The organism is Marinobacter sp. AN1 (assembly GCF_026013985.1).
GTDB classification, from domain to species: Bacteria; Pseudomonadota; Gammaproteobacteria; order Pseudomonadales; family Oleiphilaceae; genus Marinobacter; species Marinobacter segnicrescens.
Genome location: NZ_CP110342.1, coordinates 3,739,972 through 3,759,139, shown reverse-complemented (window position 1 = coordinate 3,759,139; position 19,168 = coordinate 3,739,972). Strand labels below are relative to the sequence as shown.

Below are 19,168 nucleotides of genomic sequence, written 5' to 3'. Positions count from 1 at the left end.
TGGCGGAAGGGAAACCGGCCAGTCACAACGATTCATAACAACAGTCGAGGTGTACTCACCCATGAAGATTTTCGAGACGAAAACGGCCCCCAATCCCCGTCGTGTACGCATGTTCCTGGCTGAAAAGGGCCTGCTGGACAAGGTGGAATTTGTGGAACTGGACCTGCAGAAAGGGGAGAACCTGACCCCGGAATTCCAGGCCATGAATCCCATGAAGAAGGTGCCGGTGATGCAGCTGGATGACGGCAACTGCATTGCCGAAACCATGTCCATCTGCCTCTATTTCGAGGAGCAGTACCCGGACACCACGCCCCTGATGGGGACCACGCCGCTGGAGAAGGCGCAGCTGGACCAGTGGCAGCGGTGGCTGGACTACTACTTCTTCGTGCCTACCGGTATGTGTTTCCAGCACAGCACCGGCTACTTCAAGGACCGGATGAATCCGATTCCGGAGTGGGGCGAGGAGGCGGGCAAGCAGGCTGCCAGCTTTATGGACTTCCTGGACCGGCACCTGGAAGGGCGCAAGTTCATCTATGGTGACAGCATTACTGCCGCCGACATCACCGCCCTGTGCGTGCTGGATTTCGCGAAGGTGGTCAAGATCCGTATCAGCCCGGAGCAGAAGAACCTGCAGGCCTGGTACGACCACATGAAGGAACGTCCCTCTGCAAAGGTCTGATGGCATGACAAAGGATACTGGCCTGGCCTGTGCCCTCGATGCCATCGACCGGGCCAACCGCCAGGACCCGAACATGGAACGTGTGGACGGCCAGACGTTGCCCCGGGAATACGCCTACAGCCTGCACATGACCCGCTGGCTGTTCGCCCTGGAGGCACAGCCGTCCGAACGCATGCAGATCGCCTGCCGGGCCCAGCACATCGAACGCTGGACCCGGCCCCGGGCGGATTTTCCAGAAGGGCGCAAGGGGTATTACCAGTGGCGACAGGACTGTGGCCGCTTCCATGGCGAGCGGGCTGCACAAATCATGGCGCAGTGCGGTTATCCCGAAGCGGAGTGCGAGCGGGTTGCTACCATCCTCACCAAGCGGGAACTGCGTAATGACCCCGATACGCAGCTACTGGAGGACGTAGCCTGCATGGTGTTCCTGGAGCGCTATTTTGCGGACTTCTACGAGGATAACCCGGACTTCGACAAGGAGAAGTGGCTGCGAATCGTACGCCGCACCTGGGAGAAGATGACGCCCCGGGCCCATGAGGCAGCGCTGCAGCTGGCTGGCACCATGCCAGCCCACTTGCAGGCGGTTTTGAAGGAAGCGCTTGAGGGGGGCTGACGGCCCCCTCGGTGCCTTCCGGAACGATCAGTCGAACAGTTCCCTCAGTTTTTCCCCGGGATCAGGTGCCCGCATGAACGATTCACCCACCAGGAAACCGTAGATTTCCCGCCCGGTCATGGCGGTAACATCGTCACGGGTCAGGATGCCGCTTTCGGTGATGGTCAGGCGGTCTGACGGAACGCGCTGGTGCAGGTCGAAGGTGGTGTCCAGTGACACCCCGAAGGTGTGCAGGTTGCGATTGTTGATGCCCACCAGCGGTGTGCCCAGGGTGAGGGCGTCGTCCATCTCCTCACCGTCATGGACTTCCACCAGCACGTCCAGGCCGATGTCGTGGGCAATGCCCTCAAGTTCCTGCATCTGGTCTTTGGTCAGACAGGCAGCGATCAGCAGGATGCAATCGGCGCCGATGGCCCGGCTTTCGTACACCTGGTAGGGCGCCACCATGAAGTCCTTGCGGATCACCGGCAGGCTGCAGGCGGCCCGGGCCGCTTTCAGGTAGTCCTCGTGACCCTGGAAGAAGTCATGGTCGGTGAGAATCGACAGGCATGTGGCGCCACCTTCTTCATAGCTTTCGGCGATGGCTGGCGGATCAAACGGGTCCCGCAGGACGCCCTTGCTGGGGGAGGCCTTCTTGATCTCGGCGATCACGGCGGGCTTACGCTGGCCTATCCGGTCGGCCATCGCCCGGGCAAAACCCCGTGCATCTGGCTGATCGCCCGCCATGGCCCTGAGGTCGGCCAGGGAACTGGTGCGTTTGCGCTCGTCAATTTCTTCCCACTTGCGGTCCACGATCTTGCGGAGGATGGTGGGAGTCCGGTCGTTGTGTCGGTCAGTCATGGCGTCAGGCTGCTCAGTCAAAACAGTGTGAAAAGTCAGCCAGCTCGGACATCTTGCCGCCGGCCAGTCCGCTTCCCATGGCATCCAGTGCCATGTCCACACCCATCTTCGGGGTCGCCGCCAGTCCGGCGACATAGATGGCAGCGCCGGCATTGAGGGCGATCATGTCCCGGGCTTTCTCGGCCATTTCGTCATGGCCCAGGCCAAACGCTGCACGGATAAGCTGGAGCGAGTCGTCGGCGGTATCGACGGTGAGGCCGACCAGGGACTGGCTCTTTACGCCCAGCTCCTCCGGGGTAATGTCATACTCGGTAATTTCGCCATCCTTGAGCTCGGCCACGTGGGTGGATGTGGCAAGGCTGATTTCGTCGAGGCCATCCTTTGAGCAGACCACCATGATGTGTTCGCTGCCCAGTTTCTGGAGCACTTCCGCCATGGGGCGGCACAGGGCGGGGGTGAACACACCCAGCAGTTGACGCTTGACGCCTGCGGGGTTGGTCATGGGTCCAAGGATGTTGAAAATGGTCCGGCATCCCAGTTCCTTGCGGGGGCCGATGGCGTGTTTCATGGCGCCGTGGTGGCTGGGGGCGAACATGAAGCCGACACCGATCTGTTCCACGCAGCGGGCGACTTGTTCCGGGGTCATGTTGAGGTTGATGCCGGCCTTTTCGATGAGGTCGGCACTGCCGCTTTTGGACGATACGGCCCGGTTGCCGTGCTTGGCGACGTAACCGCCAGCGGCGGCCACCACGAAGGCGGATGCCGAGGAGACGTTAAACAGGTTAGCACCATCGCCGCCGGTGCCGACGATGTCGACCAGTGGTTCGGCGTTGATCTGGACGCTGGTGGCCAGTTCACGCATGACTTCGGTGGCGCCTGTGATTTCGTCGATGGTTTCGCTCTTGATGCGCAGGCCCATCAGGAAGGCGCCGATCTGGGCGTCGGTGGCCTCACCGTTCATGACAATGCGCATGACCGCTTTCATTTCTTCCCGGCTCAGGTCCAGGTTGGAGGCGATTCGGTTCAGGGCTTCTTTCATGTCCATGGTCTGGTGGGCCTCGTTTTGGTTTTCTCTTTGAACTTGGGCTGCTTTGAGTTTGCGTACCTGGCCAGCCTACGCGGCTTTCATTCTTTTGGGACTGCCCGCTCAGTGCTATTGATGTGCTTGCTGACTTCGGTGCCGGGCCGGTGGGTGCAGGGGGCATTTTCTCCGCCGCAATTCAGGGGCCATCCATGGCGCCCGCCTTGCTCCGCGCCATCCATGGCGCTGCTGCGAAAATGCCCCCTGCACCCACCGTCCTGTGAGCAACTGTGATAACGCTACTTTTACCATTATTTACGGTCAGGGGGCTCGACCTGCGTACCTTTTTGCGGCTTGCACAGAGGACGGGGTGGGGGATTATTTTTCAGGACCGTCGGCAGCCATGGATGGCTGCCGTCGAGCCTCACATGGACGTGCTCGTGGGCGTGTCCGGAAAAATGATACCGCTCCCCGGCCGGTACCTGAACCATGGCACCTACCCAGACAGCTACAAAACTTCAGTACCGCAAAAAGTTCCGCAAAAGCTCATGCCCTTCCTCAGTCATAATCGACTCAGGGTGGAACTGCACTCCCTCAATGGGCAGCGTTTTGTGTCGAATTCCCATGATCTCCTCAACGGAGCCGTCCTCGTTGCGGGTCCAGGCGGTTACCTCCAGGCAGTCTGGCAGGGTTTCTTTCTCGATGACCAGGCTGTGATACCGCGTTGCCTGTAACGGATTACTCAATCCGCGAAACACACCGATGTCAGAGTGGTAAACCGGCGACACCTTACCGTGCATCACCTGGCCGGCGCGCACAATATTCCCGCCATAGACCTGCCCGATGGCCTGGTGCCCCAGGCAGATGCCCAGAATCGGCAGTTTGCCCGCAAAGTGGCGGATCGCTGCCATGGAAATACCGGCTTCGTTGGGCGTACAGGGGCCAGGTGAAATCACCAGGCGCTCCGGGTTGAGGGCCTCGATTTCCTCCACCGTAATCTCGTCATTGCGGTGAACCTGGACGTCCGCTCCCAACTCTGCCAGATACTGCACCACGTTGTAGGTAAAGGAGTCGTAGTTATCGATCATCAGCAGCATGATTGTCTCCCCCGCCTCAGTGGTCGTAGTCGTTGTAGGTCATGGCAACGGCCCGGAAAATCGCGCGGCCCTTGTTCATGGTTTCTTTCCACTCCAGGCGAGGAACCGAGTCTGCCACGATTCCGGCGCCAGCCTGGATATGCAGGGTCTTGTCCCGGATCACCGCGGTGCGGATGGCGATCGCGGTATCCATGTTGCCATTGAACGACAGGTAACCGACGGCACCGCCGTACACGCCCCGTTTGACCGGCTCCAGCTCATCGATAATCTCCATGGCCCGGATCTTGGGGGCGCCGCTGAGGGTGCCAGCGGGCAGGGTGGCCCGCAGTACGTCCAGGCAGGAGGTGTCCTTCTTCAGGCGCCCGGTGACGTTGGAGACGATGTGCATCACGTGGGAGTAGCGCTCGACAATCATCTTGTCGGTCAGCTTCACTGTGCCCGTTTCGGAGACGCGGCCGGCGTCATTGCGGCCCAGGTCGATGAGCATGAGGTGCTCGGCGATCTCTTTCGGGTCTGCCAGCAGTTCCTTCTCCAGTGCCCTGTCCTCGGCGTCGGTGGCGCCGCGCTTGCGGGTGCCGGCGATGGGCCGGACTGTGACTTCGTCGTCTTCCACCCGGGCCAGGATTTCCGGGGATGAGCCCACGATGTGGAAGTCATCCAGGTCGAGGAAGTACATGTAGGGCGACGGATTGAGCACCCGCAGCGACCGGTACAGGTTCAGGGGTGGCGCCTCGAAGGGGATGGTCATGCGCTGGGAAATCACCGTCTGCATGACGTCGCCGTCCAGTACGTAGCCCTTGATGCGATCTACCGCTTCCTCGAACCGGTCCTGGGTGAAGCCGGAAATGAAGTCGCTCTCGTCCACCGTCTTGCCCCGCAGGTGCTCCGGCGTGCGCGGGGCATTGGCGGTCTGACGGTGCAGGCGGGCTTCCAGTTCGTCGATCCGGGCCAGGGCCTGGTCATAGGCGCCGGGGTCCGCCGGGTTTACGTGGACAATGAGGTGTAGCTTGCCGCGGAGGTTGTCAAACACCACGATTTCATCGGACACCATCAACAGGATATCCGGCGTGCCGATCTTGTCCGGCGGGCAGGTGTTGCGCAGGCGCTTTTCGATATAGCGCACGGTATCGTAACCGAAATAGCCCACCAGGCCCCCGTTGAAGCGGGGCAGGTCGTCCAGGTCCGGGGCGTTGAAGCGTGCCTGGTACTCTTCCACGAAGGTGAGAGGGTCCTCCCGCTCGTCTTCCTCGATCACCTGGCCGTCGCGGGTGACGGAGATTTTATCTCCGTGCACTTTAAGCACCTCCCGGCAGGGCAGTCCGATGATGGAGTAACGACCCCATTTCTCCCCCCCCTGAACCGACTCAAACAGGTAGGAGTAGGGCCCACTGGCCAGCTTGAGATAGGTGCTCAGGGGGGTGTCCAGGTCTGCGAGTACTTCGCGGTAGACAGGAATACGGTTGAATCCGGCGTCGGCCAGCCGGTCGAACTGTTCGGGTGTCATGGTATTGTCCTGAAATCTGATCTGCGGTTGCCGTCCGGCGTGTGCGGGCGGCAGCGTTATTATTGTGGCGCACAGGTCGCTTGCGTCGCCTGGCCTGTCAGCCGGTACGCCATCGCCACCATCGTGTTGCGCGAGTGGTCAGTACACCGCGCGATGCAGTCAGATTCAGTCCCTGCACGGCAGGAATCCCCCGAAAGAAGAGTTGGGTGTTGTCAAACCTCTGAGAGGTTACAAAAGCTCCGCCAGCGAATCAACAACTACCTCGGCGCCGAGTTCATCCACCGGCGGCCCATAGTTGTAGCCATAGCGGACCAGAACGGCAGGAAGGCCAGCGTTGCGGGCGGCTTCGGCGTCGGCGCGGGAGTCCCCGATCATTACCGTCGTGCCCGGGGTGCCGCCAAGGGTGCGCATGGCCAGCAGCAGGGGTTCGGCGTCGGGCTTCTTTACTGGCAGGGTGTCACCGCCGATGATCATCTCGAACCAGTGTTCCAGTCCCATCCGTTCCAGCAGGGGGCGCACGAACCGTTCCGGCTTGTTGGTGATGACTGCCATTCGGCAGTCCATTTCCTGCAGCCTTTGCAGGCAGGTTTCGACGCCGTCGAATACCGTTGAGCAACTGCCGTTGAGGGTATCGTAGGACTGATAGAACTGCTCACTGGCATCCCGGAACAGGGCGTCGTCAACAGGTTCGGCGTTTTCCCAGTCTGCCCGCCCTGTCAGCGCGCGGCGCACCAGTATCTGGGCTCCGTTACCTACCCACTGGCGAACCTTTTCCTGGCCGGCCGGCGGCTTGCCCAGGGCGGTCAGCATGTCGTCAATAGCCGCGGCCAGGTCCGGTGCGCTGTCTACCAGGGTGCCATCCAGGTCGAACAGGGCCACGCCGGGCCAAAGGGAAGTGAAGCGTCGTCTGGGTTCCACGGTAATCGTTATCCCGCTCTCTCGATCTCGGCGCGCATGGCGTCAATGGTGGCCTTGTAATCGTCGGTGTTGAAGATGGCCGAGCCGGCTACGAAGGTGTCGGCGCCGGCCTGGGCAATTTCGCCGATATTATCGGCGTTTACGCCACCGTCGATTTCCAGGCGGATCTCGCGACCACTGTCGTCAATGCGCTTGCGGGCCTCCCGCAGCTTATCGAGGGTGCCGGGAATGAACTTCTGGCCCCCGAAGCCCGGGTTGACGGACATCAGCAGCACCATGTCCACCTTGTCCATCACATAGTCCAGGTAACTCAGGGGCGTGGCCGGGTTGAACACCAGGCCGGCCTTGCAGCCGCCGTCACGAATCAGTTGCAGGGACCGGTCAATGTGGTTGCTGGCTTCCGGGTGGAAGGTGATATAGCTGGCGCCGGCATCGATAAACATGCGGATCAGGTCGTCCACCGGGGAAACCATCAGGTGAACATCGATGGGAGCCGTTACGCCGTGCTTGCGCAGGGCCTCGCAGACCATGGGGCCAATGGTGAGGTTGGGCACGTAGTGATTGTCCATCACATCAAAGTGAACAACGTCGGCACCGGCGGCCAGTACGTTGTCGACTTCTTCTCCAAGGCGGGCGAAGTCAGCGGACAGAATGGACGGTGCAATCAGAGCGGGCTGTTTCATGATGGTCTCGTCAAACGGCTGTATCGGACGTGGAAGAGCTGCCGGTCTCCCTATGGTAAAATTTCCTGACACTCTGGCGTCTGCCCGGCGGGCACTGGGGAGTCCGGTTGAAATCGGGCTTTATTCTAACAGCTCTGAACGGGGAATGTCCGTGGCCTCTGCCGAAATGCATTATCTCAGTACGGCCCGCTGGCTTTCTGTCCTGCTGGTGACCGCCTTGTCTCTGCTTACCCCTGTTTCCGCCCAGGAAGGGGTGCCAGCCGACGGCGCTGTGCAGGGTGGTGGTAGTGATGAAGAAAGCTCCCAGGGGGAGGCTTCCACTGATCCGGCCGAGCGTTTTTTTATTCGTACCACCGGCGACTCAGGCATGCTGGCCCAGCTCTATCCCCACCTTGCGGTCTGGCTCGAACCGGAGGGTGCTCCCCGGGTGCTGGCCCTTGTTGAGCGGGAGGCAACCAGCGCTCCGAAAGGCGCCGTGGTGGTCCTGGCCGATGAGGGACAGACGGCCAATGAGCCTTTGCTGGAAGGTATACGAAGGCGCCTCACCAAGGCAGGCTGGGCCACCATGACCCTGGGCAATGACCAGGTAGGCCCGTCCCTGCAGCTGGCCCGGCAACGCATGGCTGGCGTGGATGCGGCTGCAGCGGGGGACAGTTCCGGCCAGGATGAACCAGTCATGATCGACGTGAATGACCAGGCCGCCGAGGATCTGCTGCAGGCTCACCGCGAAGAGATGAATGCCCGGCTGGCTTCTGCGGTAGCCTGGTTTCTGGAGAGGGACTATTCACAGGTCATACTGGTAGGTACCGGGCGGGGTGCCGTGGTAGTGAATGAATACCTGCCAGCGGCGCCGGAAAAGGTGACCAGGGTCGCCTGGATTGCGCCGGAATTCGAGGGCCTGGCCCCTGGCGAGCTGGCCGCCAGCCTCGGCGGGCTTCCGGTCGAGTTTCTGGACCTGTATCCGTCCCGGTCATCGGGTGGTGCTGAGCGCGGGGCGGCTTTCCGGCGGGCCGGGATAACCGGTTACAAGGCTTTGGGCATTCCCCTGACAGGTGGGCCCAGGGCCCTGCACAGCAGGGCCATTGCCAGCCGCCTGGCCGGGTGGGCTTCCGGAGACTGATTTGTCAGCTGCGCCGAGACCCTGGCCGTGAGCCGGACGAAATTCAGTATCTGTGCGTTATGTTCTGTGACAGATGGAATACCGCTTCAGCGGGTCAGGCGCTCCCGCCGTTTGACCACCTCCCAGGCCTGTTGCAGGCGTAGCAGTTGATCCCGGGCGTGGGCTTTTTCTGCCGCGGAAAGGTTGTCGCCGAGTTTGTCCGGGTGGTAGCGGGATACTTCCTGCCGGTACCGGCGCTTGATGTGCGTGAAACTGGCCCCGGGCTGAACACCCAGGATGTGCCAGGCATCCTGGAGGGTTTCTGGTTTCGGGGCCGGCGCGCTGATCCAGACCTCCTGTCGGTAAAGCCGGAAAACGCGATCCATGGCCGCCAGCGGTAAGCCCAGATGGTAGAACGCGTCTTCGCAGCGGTAGCGGCGTGGTTTTTCCGGTGCGCCGAAAAGCCCGGCGCTGTGGCACAGGCACAGGCCGATCAACAGGCTGGTGCGTTGCGGCCAGGGGCCCTGCAGTCGAAAGCCGGTCAGCTTCAGCGCGGAAAGCTGGGCGCTGTCGCGGCCATGGTGGAAACGCCGGATAGCCTTGCGCCGCTGTCGCGGTGACAGGCCGAGCCCGGTCATCAGGTGTTCTGCAAAGCGAATGTCGTTTTCGGTTACGCGTCCGTCAGCCTTCGCCAGGTAGCCGAGGCAATAGAACAGCGCATTGCGTGCGCCGAGCCCGATGCGATAGCGACTGATCAGCTCGCTGGGACGGTGACGACAGGCGATAAAGTCGGACAGCAGCTCTTCCAGCAGGGCCTGGGTGCGTGGGTGCAGGTGTTGAGAGTCGCGTCCGCTCATGGTGCGTTCATGCCTGCCGGGGCGGTGTCAGCAGTTGATCGAGTTCTGCCAGGCGTTCGGGTGTGCCAATATCCATCCAGTTTCCGCGGTGGTGCAGGCCGTAGACCTCGCCCTCTGCCATGGCTTCGCGGAGAACCGGCGCCAGTTTGCGGGTGCCCGGGGCCAGGCCCTCGAACAGGGAGGTGTGCAGAAGGCTGATGCCTGTGAAGGTCAGGCGATCATTACCGGTGGCCTGCACCTGGCCACCAGCATCCAGGGAAAAGTCGCCTTCCGGATGGTGGCGGGGGTTGTCGGTCAGAACCAGCAGGGCGCGGCCCTGCTCCGGCGGAACCAGCAAACCCAGGTCCAGGTCGTGCCAGATGTCCCCGTTAATGACGGCAAACCAGCCCCCGTCCGGGGCCAGCAAAGGCAGGGCCTGTATGATGCCGCCCGCGGTCTCCAGGGGTTCGCCTTCCGGTGACCATGTTATGGCGACACCGTATTCTTCGCCATCACCGAGAGCCTGCTCCAGTCGTTCGCCGAGCCAGGCGTGGTTGATGACGAGTTCCCGGAAGCCCGCCGCCCTCAGTTTGCGGATATGGTGAACAATCAATGGCTCGCCCCCTGCCATGAGCAGAGGCTTGGGCGTATGCAGTGTCAGGGGACGCATGCGCTCCCCCTTGCCAGCCGCCAGGATCATCGCCTTCACGGGCGCGGGCCTCCGTTCAGGCTATCCGGCGAGGTGCCGAGTTTGTGGTGAACGGCTGGTACCACGTCGTCCGTCAGCCATTGATGGAAGTGGCGCAAGGCCGGCAGTGGCCGGCTGGCCTCTACCAGGTAATTGACGGTACGGGGAATATCAGCGAGGTAACCGCTCTTGCCATCCCGCAGGTAGAGTCGTGCAAAGATGCCTGAAGCCTTCAGGTGCCGCTGCATGCCCATCAGTTCAAACCACTGATGGAAGGTGTCACTGTCGGCCTTGTGGAGGCCGGCTTCCTTGCCAAGGATTCGGAAGTCTTCCAGCCAGGTGTTGCGTCGTGCCGCCGGCCATTCGATGTAGCAATCCTTGAGCAGGGAAACAATGTCGTAGGTGATGGGGCCCTCCACTGCATCCTGAAAGTCGATGACGCCAGGTACCGGGCTGTCCGGACGCACCAGAAGGTTGCGGGAGTGGTAGTCCCGGTGCACCGTCACCCGGGGCTGGGCGAGGGCGCTTTCCTTCAGGAAGGCAAAGGTGGTTTCCAGCATGCAGCGTTCGCCATCGGCCAGCTCCATTTGCAGCAGGCCTTCCAGCAGCCAATCCGGGAACAGGCTCATCTCCCGGTCCAGCAGGGCTTCATCGTAAGGTGGCAGGGTGTAGTCGCCGCCAGGGGGCACCCGCTGTATACGGATCAGCTCCGCCATGGCCTCACTGTACAGTTCGTCCGCAGTGACACCGTTAAGCCGGCCAAGCATCAGCCGGTCGCCAAAGTCTTCCAGCAGCAGGAAGCCCAGCTCAAGGTCGTCCGCGAACACCTCCGGCACCGAGATGCCGTGCTGGCACCAGTGACGGGCGAGGGCAACGAACGGGTGGCAGTTTTCATGTTCCGGGGGGGCATCCATAACGATCGCAGTTATCGCCTTGCCAGTGCCGGACTTGCCGTTGGCGCGGAAATAGCGACGGAAACTGGCATCGCCACTCACCGGCGTCAGGTGGGCGCGTTCGAAGCCCGGGTGCTGGTGGACCCAGGTGGTGAGTTTTTCCAGGCGCGTATCCATGTTTTCAGGGCCTTCTGGTCAGGTTGAACGGTGTCCGGCCGGGCAGGTGTGGACCACCGAGGTACACCCGGGCCCGTGCAAGCCAGAGTATACCTTTGCAATAAGACTATGGAACCATCGCCCCGGCGCGTTAACAAGCCTCTCTGAGGCGTGTAAACTAGCCACCATTTGCCGGGCATGCTGCCTGGCCACGCCGATCATCAACAGGATCCCGATCCGGTGCCACAATATCAAAACGCCAGGGTCACTGGCTCGACACAGCCCTTTGTTGCGGCACGATGCATGCCGTTGACTGCCTTGCTGGCCGGTTTGGGCCTGCTGTCCCTCGCCATGCCGGTGCCAGCCCAGCAGCCCAGTGCCGCTGCAATGGACTGGCGCCCCCGGGCGGAACTGCCCCCGGAAGTTCGTGACCGGTTGCCCCGGTTCTGTGAGGGCGGTTACCTGCAACCGCCGGTTGCCTCGGTGGAAGGCTCGCCGGAGGCCGGTGCGCCGGTAAATGCCAGCGCCCTGTCAGCCCGCTATGAGATGGATACCCGGCTGTTGCTCCAGGGCGATGTACAGCTTAGTCAGTCCGGTATGGCCATGACCGGGCACGAAGCGGTGTATGACCAGGTGACAGGGCAGGTGGATATCGCCGGCCCGATGACCACTCGCAGTTCGGGCATGCTATTGACCGGGCAACAGGCCCGTTACGATGTGAACTCGGGCTTTTTCGCCATTGAGGACGCCACCTTCCTGTTCCACCAATCGGAAATGCGAGGCCAGGCTTCGCAGATTCGTCGGCCGGAAAACCAGATTATCGAAATTGACCAGGGCTATCTGACCACCTGCGCCCCGGATCGTAATGACTGGTCACTGGTGGCTTCGGACATCCGCCTGAACCAGGCTGAGGGCTTTGGGACCGCCAGCAATATCAGGCTGCAGGTCAAGGATGTGCCAGTGTTCTACTGGCCCTGGGCGAGTTTTCCCATCGATGACCGCCGCAAGACTGGCTTCCTGTATCCGACTTTCGGTACCTCCAACGCCGGTAGCGGGCTCTTTCTTTCCACACCGTACTACCTGAACCTGGCGCCCCATTACGACGCTACGCTCACTCCTCAGTACATCCATGGACGGGGCCTGTTCAATGAAGTGGAGGGTCGTTATCTGAGTGAGCTTGGCGAGTCCGTTCTCAGGGTGGGCTTTATCGATGATGATTCCGAGTATGAAAAGGAGTTCCCCGGGGAATCCGGCAAGCGTTGGGGGCTCGATATCGAATCGCGGGCCAGTTTCGGCGGCGGCTGGACCGGCAACGTGGATTATGCAGCGGTATCCGACAACGATTATCTCAGTGACCTGAACCAGACCCTGGATATCGGTAGTGCTACCCACCTGCTCCGTCGTGGAGGTATCCGTTACCAGGACGAGTGGCAGTTTTTCGAGGCTTACCTGTCCGGTTATCAAACCATTGCCGATGATATCGCTGACAGGAGCAAGCCCTATGATCAGTTGCCGGAAATTATCTACGGGGCGGTTGCGCCTGTCGGGCCCTTTGAACTTGGAATTGACAGTCAGTACAGCTGGTTTGACCGGGACAACGCTGACCTGACCGGACTGGACAAGGCCGTCGGGCAACGGACCCGGGCCGTGCCGGAGGTGGCGTTGCCGCTAAGGTCAATCTGGGGCTATATCCGGCCTTCCGTCAGTGTCGACCAGACCTGGTATGAGCTGGATGACTATGAGTTGGGTGACGGGTCCTTCGACCGTACCGTACCCGTTGCTGAGTGGGACAGTGGTATCTACCTGGACCGCGAGACCAGCCTGTTTGGCCGGAACTATAATCAGTCACTGGAGCCGCGCCTCTACCACGCCTGGTCAGACCCTGAAGAGGACCAGAACTACATACCCAACTTTGATGCCGGCCTGCGCTCCTTCCGCTTCGATAACCTGTTCCAGCCGAACCGGTTTGTTGGCGGTGACCGCATCGGAGATGCCAACCAGACCGTGGTTGCGCTGACCAGCCGCTTCAACGATATGGTAACCGGGGTAGAAACTGCCCGTTTCAGTGTCGGACAGGTGTATTACCATGATGACCGGGAGGTGACGCTGTTCGGGCGCGGCGCGGAAACCCGAAGCGAATCCCCCTACGCGGGTGAGGCAGTCCTCCGTCCGCTTGATACCCTGGATATCCGGGTGTCCGGGTTGTGGGACCCGCGGGAGAACCATACCCAGGAAGGCCGCAGTGTACTGGCATACCATTCACCGGACTATCGCTACCTGGTCAGCGCAGGGCATACCTATTCCCGGGGAGACAATCCCGATAACCGTTTTGAGCAAATGGACGTGGGCGCAATTTTCCCGGTGACCGACAACATCAGCCTGATTGGCCGGTGGGTCTATGATTCACAGCTGGATCAGACCGTAGGTACACTGGCAGGCTTTGAATACAACAGCTGTTGCTGGAGCTTTCAGCTGATCAATCAGACATACCTGACTGGCGATACACTCGAAGACGAAGGAGAAATGGACAACCGCATCGTATTCCAGATACAGCTCAAGGGGCTGGGCGGCTCCGGGGGAACCAGCAGTACCCTGTCCGATGTCTTCATTGGTTACAACGAGCGGGAACGCCGGCGTTTCGGCACACAGAACATCAATCCATGAACGAGGTACATATGCAGGCAAACCGTGGCCTGACAGGATTCAAGACATGGCTGGTGGCGGCAATGCTGCTGTTGGCGACCACTGCCCAGGCTGAAAGGCAACTGCTGGACCGGGTCATCGCGATTGTTGATGACGGGGTTATCCTCCAGTCCGAGCTGGATGCCCGGGTCAATACCATTCGCTCCAGGCTTCAGGCCCAGGGCACGGGGCTGCCCCCGCGCCAGGTGCTGGAGGAGCGGGTACTGGACCAGTTGATTACCGAGAACGTCCAGCTGCAGATGGCCGACAACATGGGCATGCGGGTCAGCGACAACGAGCTGAACGAAACGATCAACCGCATCGCCCAGAGCAATAACATGACAGTGCAGGAGTTCGAGGACCAGCTTGCGGCCGAAGGCGTTACCTACCAGGAAGCCCGTGAGCAGATCCGTCGGGAAATGCTGGTCAGCCGGGTTCAGCAACGCCGGGTCGACAGCCGGGTCCGGGTAACAGACCGTGAGGTGGACAACCTGTTGCAGCAGGCCGGTGGCCAGGCTGACACCACCACGGAATACCTGCTGGCTCATATCCTGGTATCGGTGAACAATTTCTCCGATGACCAGGAAGTGGCCCGTGCCCGTGAGAAAGCCGAGCGGCTGCGGGAAGAAATCGCCAATGGCCGTGACTTTCAGTCCGCCGCGGTGGCCGAATCCGACGCCAGTAATGCCCTGGAAGGCGGGGTGATGGGCTGGCGCAGCCGTTCGGACCTGCCCTCCCTGGTGACGGACGTGGTTCCGGACCTGCCAGTAAATCAGCCCTCCGAGGTGCTGCAGAGTGGCAGTGGTTTCCACATCGTGCAGGTGCTGGATCGCCGCGGTGGCGAGGCTCGTAATGTGATCGAGCAGGCCAGGGTCCGCCACATCCTGGTTCGGCCCACTGAGGTGGTATCGGATGCCAGGGCTGAACAGCAGATTAACGAGCTCTACCAGCAACTTCAAAACGGTGCGGATTTTGCGGCGCTGGCCAGGGAGTTCTCCGACGACCCGGGGTCCGGTTCTGACGGGGGCAACCTGGGCTGGGTCAGCCCTGGCCAGATGGTGCCAGCTTTCGAAGAGACGATGCTGAACGCGCCGGTGGGTGAGGTAACCCGCCCGTTCCGCTCCCGGTTCGGCTGGCATATCCTGGAAGTGCAGGAGCGCCGTCGCCAGGACATCAGCGACCAGGTACGCCGGTCCGAGGCACAGCAAGCGCTGTATCGTCGCAAGTACGAGACGGAGCTGCAGAACTGGCTGCGGGAAATCCGCGACGAGGCCTATGTGGAGATCAAGAACTCATGACCGCACCGGTCACCCTGGCACTGACAGCGGGTGAGCCTGGCGGAATCGGCCCTGAGCTTTGCCTGCAGCTGGCCACTGAAACCCGCTCTCAGCAGGTGGTTGTGGTGGCCAGCATGGCGCTGCTGGAAGACCGGAAAGCCCTGCTGGGTCTCGACGTGACCTTGCATGCCTGGCAGCCGGGGGCCCGGGTCCAGACCGCGGCAGGCCAGCTGTCGGTACTGGATGTGGCTGGCATCGCGGATACCACCGCAGGCAGGCTGGATCCGGGTAACAGTCAGTATGTACTGGACACCCTGACCATTGCCGCCCGGGGCTGCCTGGATGGCACCTTTGATGGCATGGTAACGGCCCCGGTTCACAAGGGTGTGATCAACGAGGCCGGTATTGCCTTCAGCGGCCATACCGAGTTCCTGCAGGAACTCTGCGGTGTGGAGAGGGTCGTCATGATGCTGGCCACGGAAGAGCTGCGGGTTGCCCTGGTGACGACGCACCTGCCCCTGAAGGATGTACCGGCGGCGATTACCGCAGGGCGTATCACCCAGGTGGCGCGCATCTTGAACCAGGACCTGAAAACCTTCTTTGGTATTGCCCGGCCGCGCATCCTGGTTGCGGGCCTCAATCCCCATGCCGGGGAGGGTGGTCACCTCGGCCGGGAGGAGATTGAGGTGATCGAACCAACCCTGGACAGCCTGCGCCGTGAAGGTATGGACCTGACCGGGCCGTTACCGGCCGATACCCTGTTCACGCCCCACTGGCTGGATGATGCCGACGCGGTGCTGGCCATGTACCATGACCAGGGCCTGCCGGTACTGAAGTTCCAGGGCTTTGGCCGGGCGGTGAATATCACCCTCGGGCTGCCTATCGTGCGAACATCGGTGGACCATGGCACAGCGCTGGACCTGGCGGGCACCGGCAAGGCCGACGCAGGTAGCCTGCATACGGCGATCCGGGTGGGCGAACAGATGGCCCGTTATCGTCGTGAGCACCAGTCAGCCAGAGGAGCGGGTCAGTGAGTAACAAAGCCGGCCACCAGGCCCGTAAGCGTTTCGGGCAGAATTTCCTTCATGATCCAGGTGTAATCGAGCGCATTGTCCGGTCGATAAACCCGAAGCCGGATGACCAGATGGTAGAAATAGGGCCGGGGCTGGGGGCGTTGACAGAGGAGCTGCTGGCGGTCAATCCACGGCTTCAGGTTGTGGAGCTGGACCGGGACCTTATTCCGGTGCTGCGTACCAAGTTCTTCAACTATCCTGATTTCCGTATCCATGAGGCAGATGCCCTCAAGTTTGATTTCAGCGAACTGGCGCAGGACGGGCCTCTGCGCATTGTGGGCAACCTGCCCTATAACATCTCCACACCGCTGATCTTCCATCTGCTGGAGCAGTCGGGCGTGGTGAAAGACATGCACTTCATGCTGCAGAAGGAAGTGGTGCAGCGCCTTGCCGCTGGTCCGGGTGATAATCACTACGGGCGTCTCGGCATAATGGCCCAGTATTTCTGCAAGGTTCAGCCACTGTTTGAGGTAGGCCCCGGAGCATTCCGGCCGGCACCGAAAGTGGACTCGGCCATTGTGCGCCTGGTTCCCCATGAACAGTTGCCGCATCCGGCCCGGGACCTGGCCACCCTGCAGATGGTGGTGCGTACCGCATTCAACGCCCGGCGCAAGACCCTGCGCAAGTCGCTGGGTAACCTTGTCAGTGTCGAGGAATTGCAGGCGCTTGGCATTAATGATGGGCTGCGACCCGAGAACCTGAGCCTGGCCGAGTTCGTCGCTATTGCTGACTTCCTGGTGGAGAATCGGCCACAGGCCGACACCGTGCATGAGGCAGACCATGACTGACTACGCCATTGGTGACATCCAGGGATGTTATGAACGGCTGCTGGACGTACTGGACAAGGTGGATTTCTCGCCCTCCAGGGACCGGCTCTGGGTGGCAGGGGATATCATCAATCGGGGCCCTTCATCCCTGGAAAGCCTGCGCTACATCCGTAACCTCGGCAGTTCCGCCGTGGTGGTACTCGGCAACCATGACCTGCACCTGCTGGCCGTGGCCCTGGGGGGCCACAACGTAAAGAAGAAGGACACCCTGCACGATATCCTCGACGCGCCTGACCACGACGACCTGCTCGGCTGGCTATTGCAGCAGAATATCTGCGTTCACGACAGCCAGCGAAATTTCATCATGGCCCATGCCGGGCTGCCCCATATCTGGAGCGTCGAACAGGGTGTTGCCCTGGCCCGGGAGCTGGAAGCTGTCCTGCGCGGACCGGATGTCGAGGACTACTTCCGTGAAATGTACGGTAACTATCCAGAGTGCTGGCAGGATGACCTGCAGGGCATGGATCGCTGGCGCATGATCACCAACTATTTTACCCGTATGCGTTTTATTGCCGAGGACGGCACCCTCGAGCTGGCCACCAAGGAGTCGGCCGGCAATTCCCCGGCGGGTTACGCGCCCTGGTTCAGTTATCCGCGCAGTGATGATGTCCGGGTGATCTTCGGCCATTGGGCCGCCCTCGAAGGGGAAACTGGCAGTGATCGCTACATAGGGCTCGACACTGGCTGTGTCTGGGGTGGCAAACTGACGGTCATGAACCTGGATACCGGTGAGAGGATTCACTGTGACTGCTGACGGCCGGTTTCCCGCACCCATGCAGCGGACCTGGCTTGGTGCCGGCGCGCTGCTGGCCATGCTTGCTGTCATGGCGGGGGCTTTTGGCGCCCACGGCCTGCGAGGTATGGTGAGTGAGCGGGGCCTTGAAGTCTTCCAGACGGCTGTCACCTATCAGATGTACCATGCCATTGCATTGGTGCTGGTAGCGCTGCTCTCGGTGACCGGACTGTCCCGTCGCCTGTTGGGTGCGGCGGCCGGTTTCTTCCTGGCGGGCACCCTGCTGTTCAGCGGCAGCCTTTATCTGCTGGTGCTGACCGAGATCCGCTGGGTAGGCCCGGTTACCCCCCTGGGTGGCGTCTGTTTTATGGTGGGCTGGGGCCTGTTGGTGGCAGCCGCAACGCGTCGATCCATCCGCGAGTGAGTCCGTAATGAATATCATGCTAAACGGGGAACCCCGGGATCTTCCCGATCCGTATACCCTGCAAACCCTGATTGAAGAACTCGGCCTGACCGGCAGGAGACTGGCGGTGGAGGTAAACGAAGACATCGTACCCCGCAGTCAGCACAGCGAATGTCGGCTGCATGAGGGCGACCGGGTCGAGATTGTCCACGCTATCGGTGGCGGCTGAGGCCTGAAGCCGCGTCGTGCCCGTTTGAAAGCTGTCTTACCAGACCTCCAAGGATTCCAATGACTGATCAGAACAACCAGATTCAACTGCCGGAAGACAAACCCCTGGAAATTGCCGGCCGGGTTTACCGGTCCCGGCTGCTGGTGGGCACCGGTAAATACCGGGACCTGATGGAAACCGGCCATGCCATCGAAGCCAGTGGCGCAGAAATCGTAACCGTGGCGGTACGCCGCACCAACCTGGGCCAGAACCCGGACGAGCCCAACCTGCTGGATGTGATTTCGCCGGCGAGTTACACCATCCTGCCGAACACTGCCGGCTGCTTTAACGCAAAAGACGCCGTGCGCACCTGCAAGCTGGCCCGGGAGCTGCTCGATGGCCACGACCTGGTGAAGCTGGAAGTCCTGGGCGAGGAGAAAACGCTCTATCCCAACATGACCGAAACCCTGGTGGCCGCTGAGGAACTGATCAACGACGGTTTCCAGGTCATGGTCTATTGTTCGGACGATCCCCTGCTGGCAAAGCGCCTGGAAGAGATGGGCTGCATCGCCATCATGCCCCTGGGGGCACCCATCGGCTCCGGCCTGGGTATCCAGAACCGCTACAATATCCGTCAGATTGTCGAGAACGCCCGTGTGCCGGTGCTGGTGGACGCGGGTGTAGGCACGGCTTCCGACGCCACCATCGCCATGGAACTGGGCTGCGACGGTGTGCTGATGAACACCGCCATCGCCCAGGCCCAGGACCCTATCCGCATGGCCAGGGCCATGAAACTGGCTATCGAGTCCGGCCGCGAAGCCTACCTGGCGGGTCGCATGCCGAAGAAGGCCTACGCCAGTGCGTCATCGCCCATTGATGGCACGTTTTTCTGAGGAAAGGGCCGCCCCGAACCCATTACCCCTTAACAGAGCAGTGCA

20 protein-coding genes are annotated in these 19,168 nt (G+C 61.3%); 11 read left to right on the top strand and 9 right to left on the bottom strand.

All coding sequences use genetic code 11. The features are described 5' to 3' along the window. Positions 1–61: 61 nt before the first annotated feature. Together LJ360_RS17375 and LJ360_RS17370 are read left to right on the top strand one after the other, a co-directional pair. Positions 62–679: a glutathione S-transferase family protein gene (locus LJ360_RS17375; protein ID WP_091853172.1), complete on the top strand. Its 618-nt coding sequence runs from the start codon at positions 62–64 to the stop codon at positions 677–679. 4 nt (positions 680–683) lie between these two features. Next, a complete protein-coding gene (locus LJ360_RS17370; protein WP_264994550.1) occupies positions 684–1,292 on the top strand; it encodes a DUF4202 domain-containing protein in 609 nt (202 codons plus the stop codon). Between the two features lie 27 nt (positions 1,293–1,319). Here LJ360_RS17370 and trpC read toward each other — a convergent pair whose 3' ends face one another. From trpC to rpe, 6 genes are all read right to left on the bottom strand, one after another. Further along, a complete protein-coding gene (gene trpC, locus LJ360_RS17365) occupies positions 1,320–2,132 on the bottom strand; it encodes an indole-3-glycerol phosphate synthase TrpC (protein WP_264994549.1) in 813 nt (270 codons plus the stop codon). Positions 2,133–2,145: 13 nt separating this feature from the next. After that, a complete protein-coding gene (gene trpD / locus LJ360_RS17360) occupies positions 2,146–3,177 on the bottom strand; it encodes an anthranilate phosphoribosyltransferase (protein WP_264994548.1) in 1,032 nt (343 codons plus the stop codon). A gap of 494 nt (positions 3,178–3,671) precedes the next feature. After that, the gene (locus tag LJ360_RS17355; RefSeq protein WP_264994547.1) at positions 3,672–4,250 is read right to left on the bottom strand and encodes an aminodeoxychorismate/anthranilate synthase component II; all 579 of its coding nucleotides are present in this window, start codon (positions 4,248–4,250) and stop codon (positions 3,672–3,674) included. A 16-nt stretch (positions 4,251–4,266) separates the two neighbouring features. After that, on the bottom strand, positions 4,267–5,754 hold the full coding sequence (gene trpE / locus LJ360_RS17350) for an anthranilate synthase component I (RefSeq protein ID WP_091853164.1): 1,488 nt from the start codon (positions 5,752–5,754) through the stop codon (positions 4,267–4,269). Positions 5,755–5,982: 228 nt separating this feature from the next. Further along, positions 5,983–6,672: a phosphoglycolate phosphatase gene (locus tag LJ360_RS17345; RefSeq protein WP_091853162.1), complete on the bottom strand. Its 690-nt coding sequence runs from the start codon at positions 6,670–6,672 to the stop codon at positions 5,983–5,985. 8 nt (positions 6,673–6,680) lie between these two features. Beyond that, entirely contained in the window at positions 6,681–7,355 is a 675-nt protein-coding gene (rpe, locus tag LJ360_RS17340; protein ID WP_264994545.1) for a ribulose-phosphate 3-epimerase, read from the bottom strand. Positions 7,356–7,506: 151 nt separating this feature from the next. Between rpe and LJ360_RS17335 the strand changes: the two genes are divergently transcribed. Next, complete coding sequence (locus tag LJ360_RS17335; RefSeq protein ID WP_264994543.1) at positions 7,507–8,475, top strand: alpha/beta hydrolase family protein; 969 nt, start codon at positions 7,507–7,509, stop codon at positions 8,473–8,475. Between the two features lie 86 nt (positions 8,476–8,561). Here the strand turns inward: LJ360_RS17335 and LJ360_RS17330 are convergent, their stop codons facing one another. Genes LJ360_RS17330 through LJ360_RS17320 form a run of 3 tightly spaced genes read right to left on the bottom strand, consistent with a single transcriptional unit; the run spans position 8,562 to position 11,048 of the window. Further along, on the bottom strand, positions 8,562–9,311 hold the full coding sequence (locus LJ360_RS17330; RefSeq protein WP_091853156.1) for a DnaJ domain-containing protein: 750 nt from the start codon (positions 9,309–9,311) through the stop codon (positions 8,562–8,564). 7 nt (positions 9,312–9,318) lie between these two features. Further along, positions 9,319–9,999, bottom strand: a complete 681-nt coding sequence (murU, locus tag LJ360_RS17325) for an N-acetylmuramate alpha-1-phosphate uridylyltransferase MurU (RefSeq protein WP_091853147.1) — start codon at positions 9,997–9,999, stop codon at positions 9,319–9,321. Beyond that, positions 9,996–11,048, bottom strand: a complete 1,053-nt coding sequence (locus tag LJ360_RS17320; RefSeq protein WP_264994541.1) for an aminoglycoside phosphotransferase family protein — start codon at positions 11,046–11,048, stop codon at positions 9,996–9,998. The genes murU and LJ360_RS17320 overlap by 4 nt, the downstream gene beginning before the upstream one ends. A 282-nt stretch (positions 11,049–11,330) precedes the next feature. Here LJ360_RS17320 and LJ360_RS17315 point away from each other — a divergent pair, with 282 nt between their 5' ends. The 8 genes from LJ360_RS17315 to LJ360_RS17280 are packed head-to-tail and all read left to right on the top strand — an operon-like array spanning position 11,331 to position 19,123. Further along, a complete protein-coding gene (locus LJ360_RS17315) occupies positions 11,331–13,691 on the top strand; it encodes an LPS-assembly protein LptD (protein WP_413774378.1) in 2,361 nt (786 codons plus the stop codon). Beyond that, positions 13,688–15,007, top strand: coding sequence for a peptidylprolyl isomerase (locus tag LJ360_RS17310; protein WP_413774377.1), 1,320 nt, complete (start codon positions 13,688–13,690; stop codon positions 15,005–15,007). Before LJ360_RS17315 ends, LJ360_RS17310 begins: the two co-directional genes overlap by 4 nt. Next, positions 15,004–16,020, top strand: coding sequence for a 4-hydroxythreonine-4-phosphate dehydrogenase PdxA (pdxA, locus tag LJ360_RS17305; RefSeq protein WP_264994540.1), 1,017 nt, complete (start codon positions 15,004–15,006; stop codon positions 16,018–16,020). The genes LJ360_RS17310 and pdxA overlap by 4 nt, the downstream gene beginning before the upstream one ends. Next, positions 16,017–16,847, top strand: a complete 831-nt coding sequence (gene rsmA / locus LJ360_RS17300; RefSeq protein ID WP_091853141.1) for a 16S rRNA (adenine(1518)-N(6)/adenine(1519)-N(6))-dimethyltransferase RsmA — start codon at positions 16,017–16,019, stop codon at positions 16,845–16,847. Before pdxA ends, rsmA begins: the two co-directional genes overlap by 4 nt. Next, positions 16,840–17,640, top strand: a complete 801-nt coding sequence (locus LJ360_RS17295; RefSeq protein WP_264994539.1) for a symmetrical bis(5'-nucleosyl)-tetraphosphatase — start codon at positions 16,840–16,842, stop codon at positions 17,638–17,640. The genes rsmA and LJ360_RS17295 overlap by 8 nt, the downstream gene beginning before the upstream one ends. A 19-nt stretch (positions 17,641–17,659) precedes the next feature. Then, positions 17,660–18,043 carry a DUF423 domain-containing protein gene (locus tag LJ360_RS17290; protein ID WP_264996058.1) on the top strand — a complete coding sequence of 128 codons (384 nt, stop codon included), beginning with the start codon at positions 17,660–17,662 and terminating at the stop codon, positions 18,041–18,043. A 7-nt stretch (positions 18,044–18,050) separates the two neighbouring features. Further along, positions 18,051–18,251, top strand: coding sequence for a sulfur carrier protein ThiS (gene thiS / locus LJ360_RS17285; protein ID WP_091853137.1), 201 nt, complete (start codon positions 18,051–18,053; stop codon positions 18,249–18,251). Positions 18,252–18,310: 59 nt separating this feature from the next. Then, on the top strand, positions 18,311–19,123 hold the full coding sequence (locus LJ360_RS17280) for a thiazole synthase (protein WP_264994538.1): 813 nt from the start codon (positions 18,311–18,313) through the stop codon (positions 19,121–19,123). The last annotated feature ends 45 nt before the right edge of the window (positions 19,124–19,168 follow it).

What these genes read in the sequence shown, in the direction of transcription:
- pdxA (WP_264994540.1), top strand. Translation starts at nt 15,004, where the DNA reads ATGACCGCACCGGTCACCCTGGCACTGACAGCGGGTGAGCCTGGCGGA.
- LJ360_RS17315 (WP_413774378.1), top strand. Translation starts at nt 11,331, where the DNA reads ATGCCGTTGACTGCCTTGCTGGCCGGTTTGGGCCTGCTGTCCCTCGCC.
- LJ360_RS17375 (WP_091853172.1), top strand. Translation starts at nt 62, where the DNA reads ATGAAGATTTTCGAGACGAAAACGGCCCCCAATCCCCGTCGTGTACGC.
- rpe (WP_264994545.1), bottom strand. Translation starts at nt 7,355, where the DNA reads ATGAAACAGCCCGCTCTGATTGCACCGTCCATTCTGTCCGCTGACTTC.
- LJ360_RS17280 (WP_264994538.1), top strand. Translation starts at nt 18,311, where the DNA reads ATGACTGATCAGAACAACCAGATTCAACTGCCGGAAGACAAACCCCTG.
- LJ360_RS17310 (WP_413774377.1), top strand. Translation starts at nt 13,688, where the DNA reads ATGAACGAGGTACATATGCAGGCAAACCGTGGCCTGACAGGATTCAAG.
- LJ360_RS17355 (WP_264994547.1), bottom strand. Translation starts at nt 4,250, where the DNA reads ATGCTGCTGATGATCGATAACTACGACTCCTTTACCTACAACGTGGTG.
- LJ360_RS17370 (WP_264994550.1), top strand. Translation starts at nt 684, where the DNA reads ATGACAAAGGATACTGGCCTGGCCTGTGCCCTCGATGCCATCGACCGG.
- trpE (WP_091853164.1), bottom strand. Translation starts at nt 5,754, where the DNA reads ATGACACCCGAACAGTTCGACCGGCTGGCCGACGCCGGATTCAACCGT.
- LJ360_RS17290 (WP_264996058.1), top strand. Translation starts at nt 17,660, where the DNA reads ATGCAGCGGACCTGGCTTGGTGCCGGCGCGCTGCTGGCCATGCTTGCT.
- LJ360_RS17330 (WP_091853156.1), bottom strand. Translation starts at nt 9,311, where the DNA reads ATGAGCGGACGCGACTCTCAACACCTGCACCCACGCACCCAGGCCCTG.
- LJ360_RS17320 (WP_264994541.1), bottom strand. Translation starts at nt 11,048, where the DNA reads ATGGATACGCGCCTGGAAAAACTCACCACCTGGGTCCACCAGCACCCG.
- thiS (WP_091853137.1), top strand. Translation starts at nt 18,051, where the DNA reads ATGAATATCATGCTAAACGGGGAACCCCGGGATCTTCCCGATCCGTAT.
- trpC (WP_264994549.1), bottom strand. Translation starts at nt 2,132, where the DNA reads ATGACTGACCGACACAACGACCGGACTCCCACCATCCTCCGCAAGATC.
- LJ360_RS17295 (WP_264994539.1), top strand. Translation starts at nt 16,840, where the DNA reads ATGACTGACTACGCCATTGGTGACATCCAGGGATGTTATGAACGGCTG.
- trpD (WP_264994548.1), bottom strand. Translation starts at nt 3,177, where the DNA reads ATGGACATGAAAGAAGCCCTGAACCGAATCGCCTCCAACCTGGACCTG.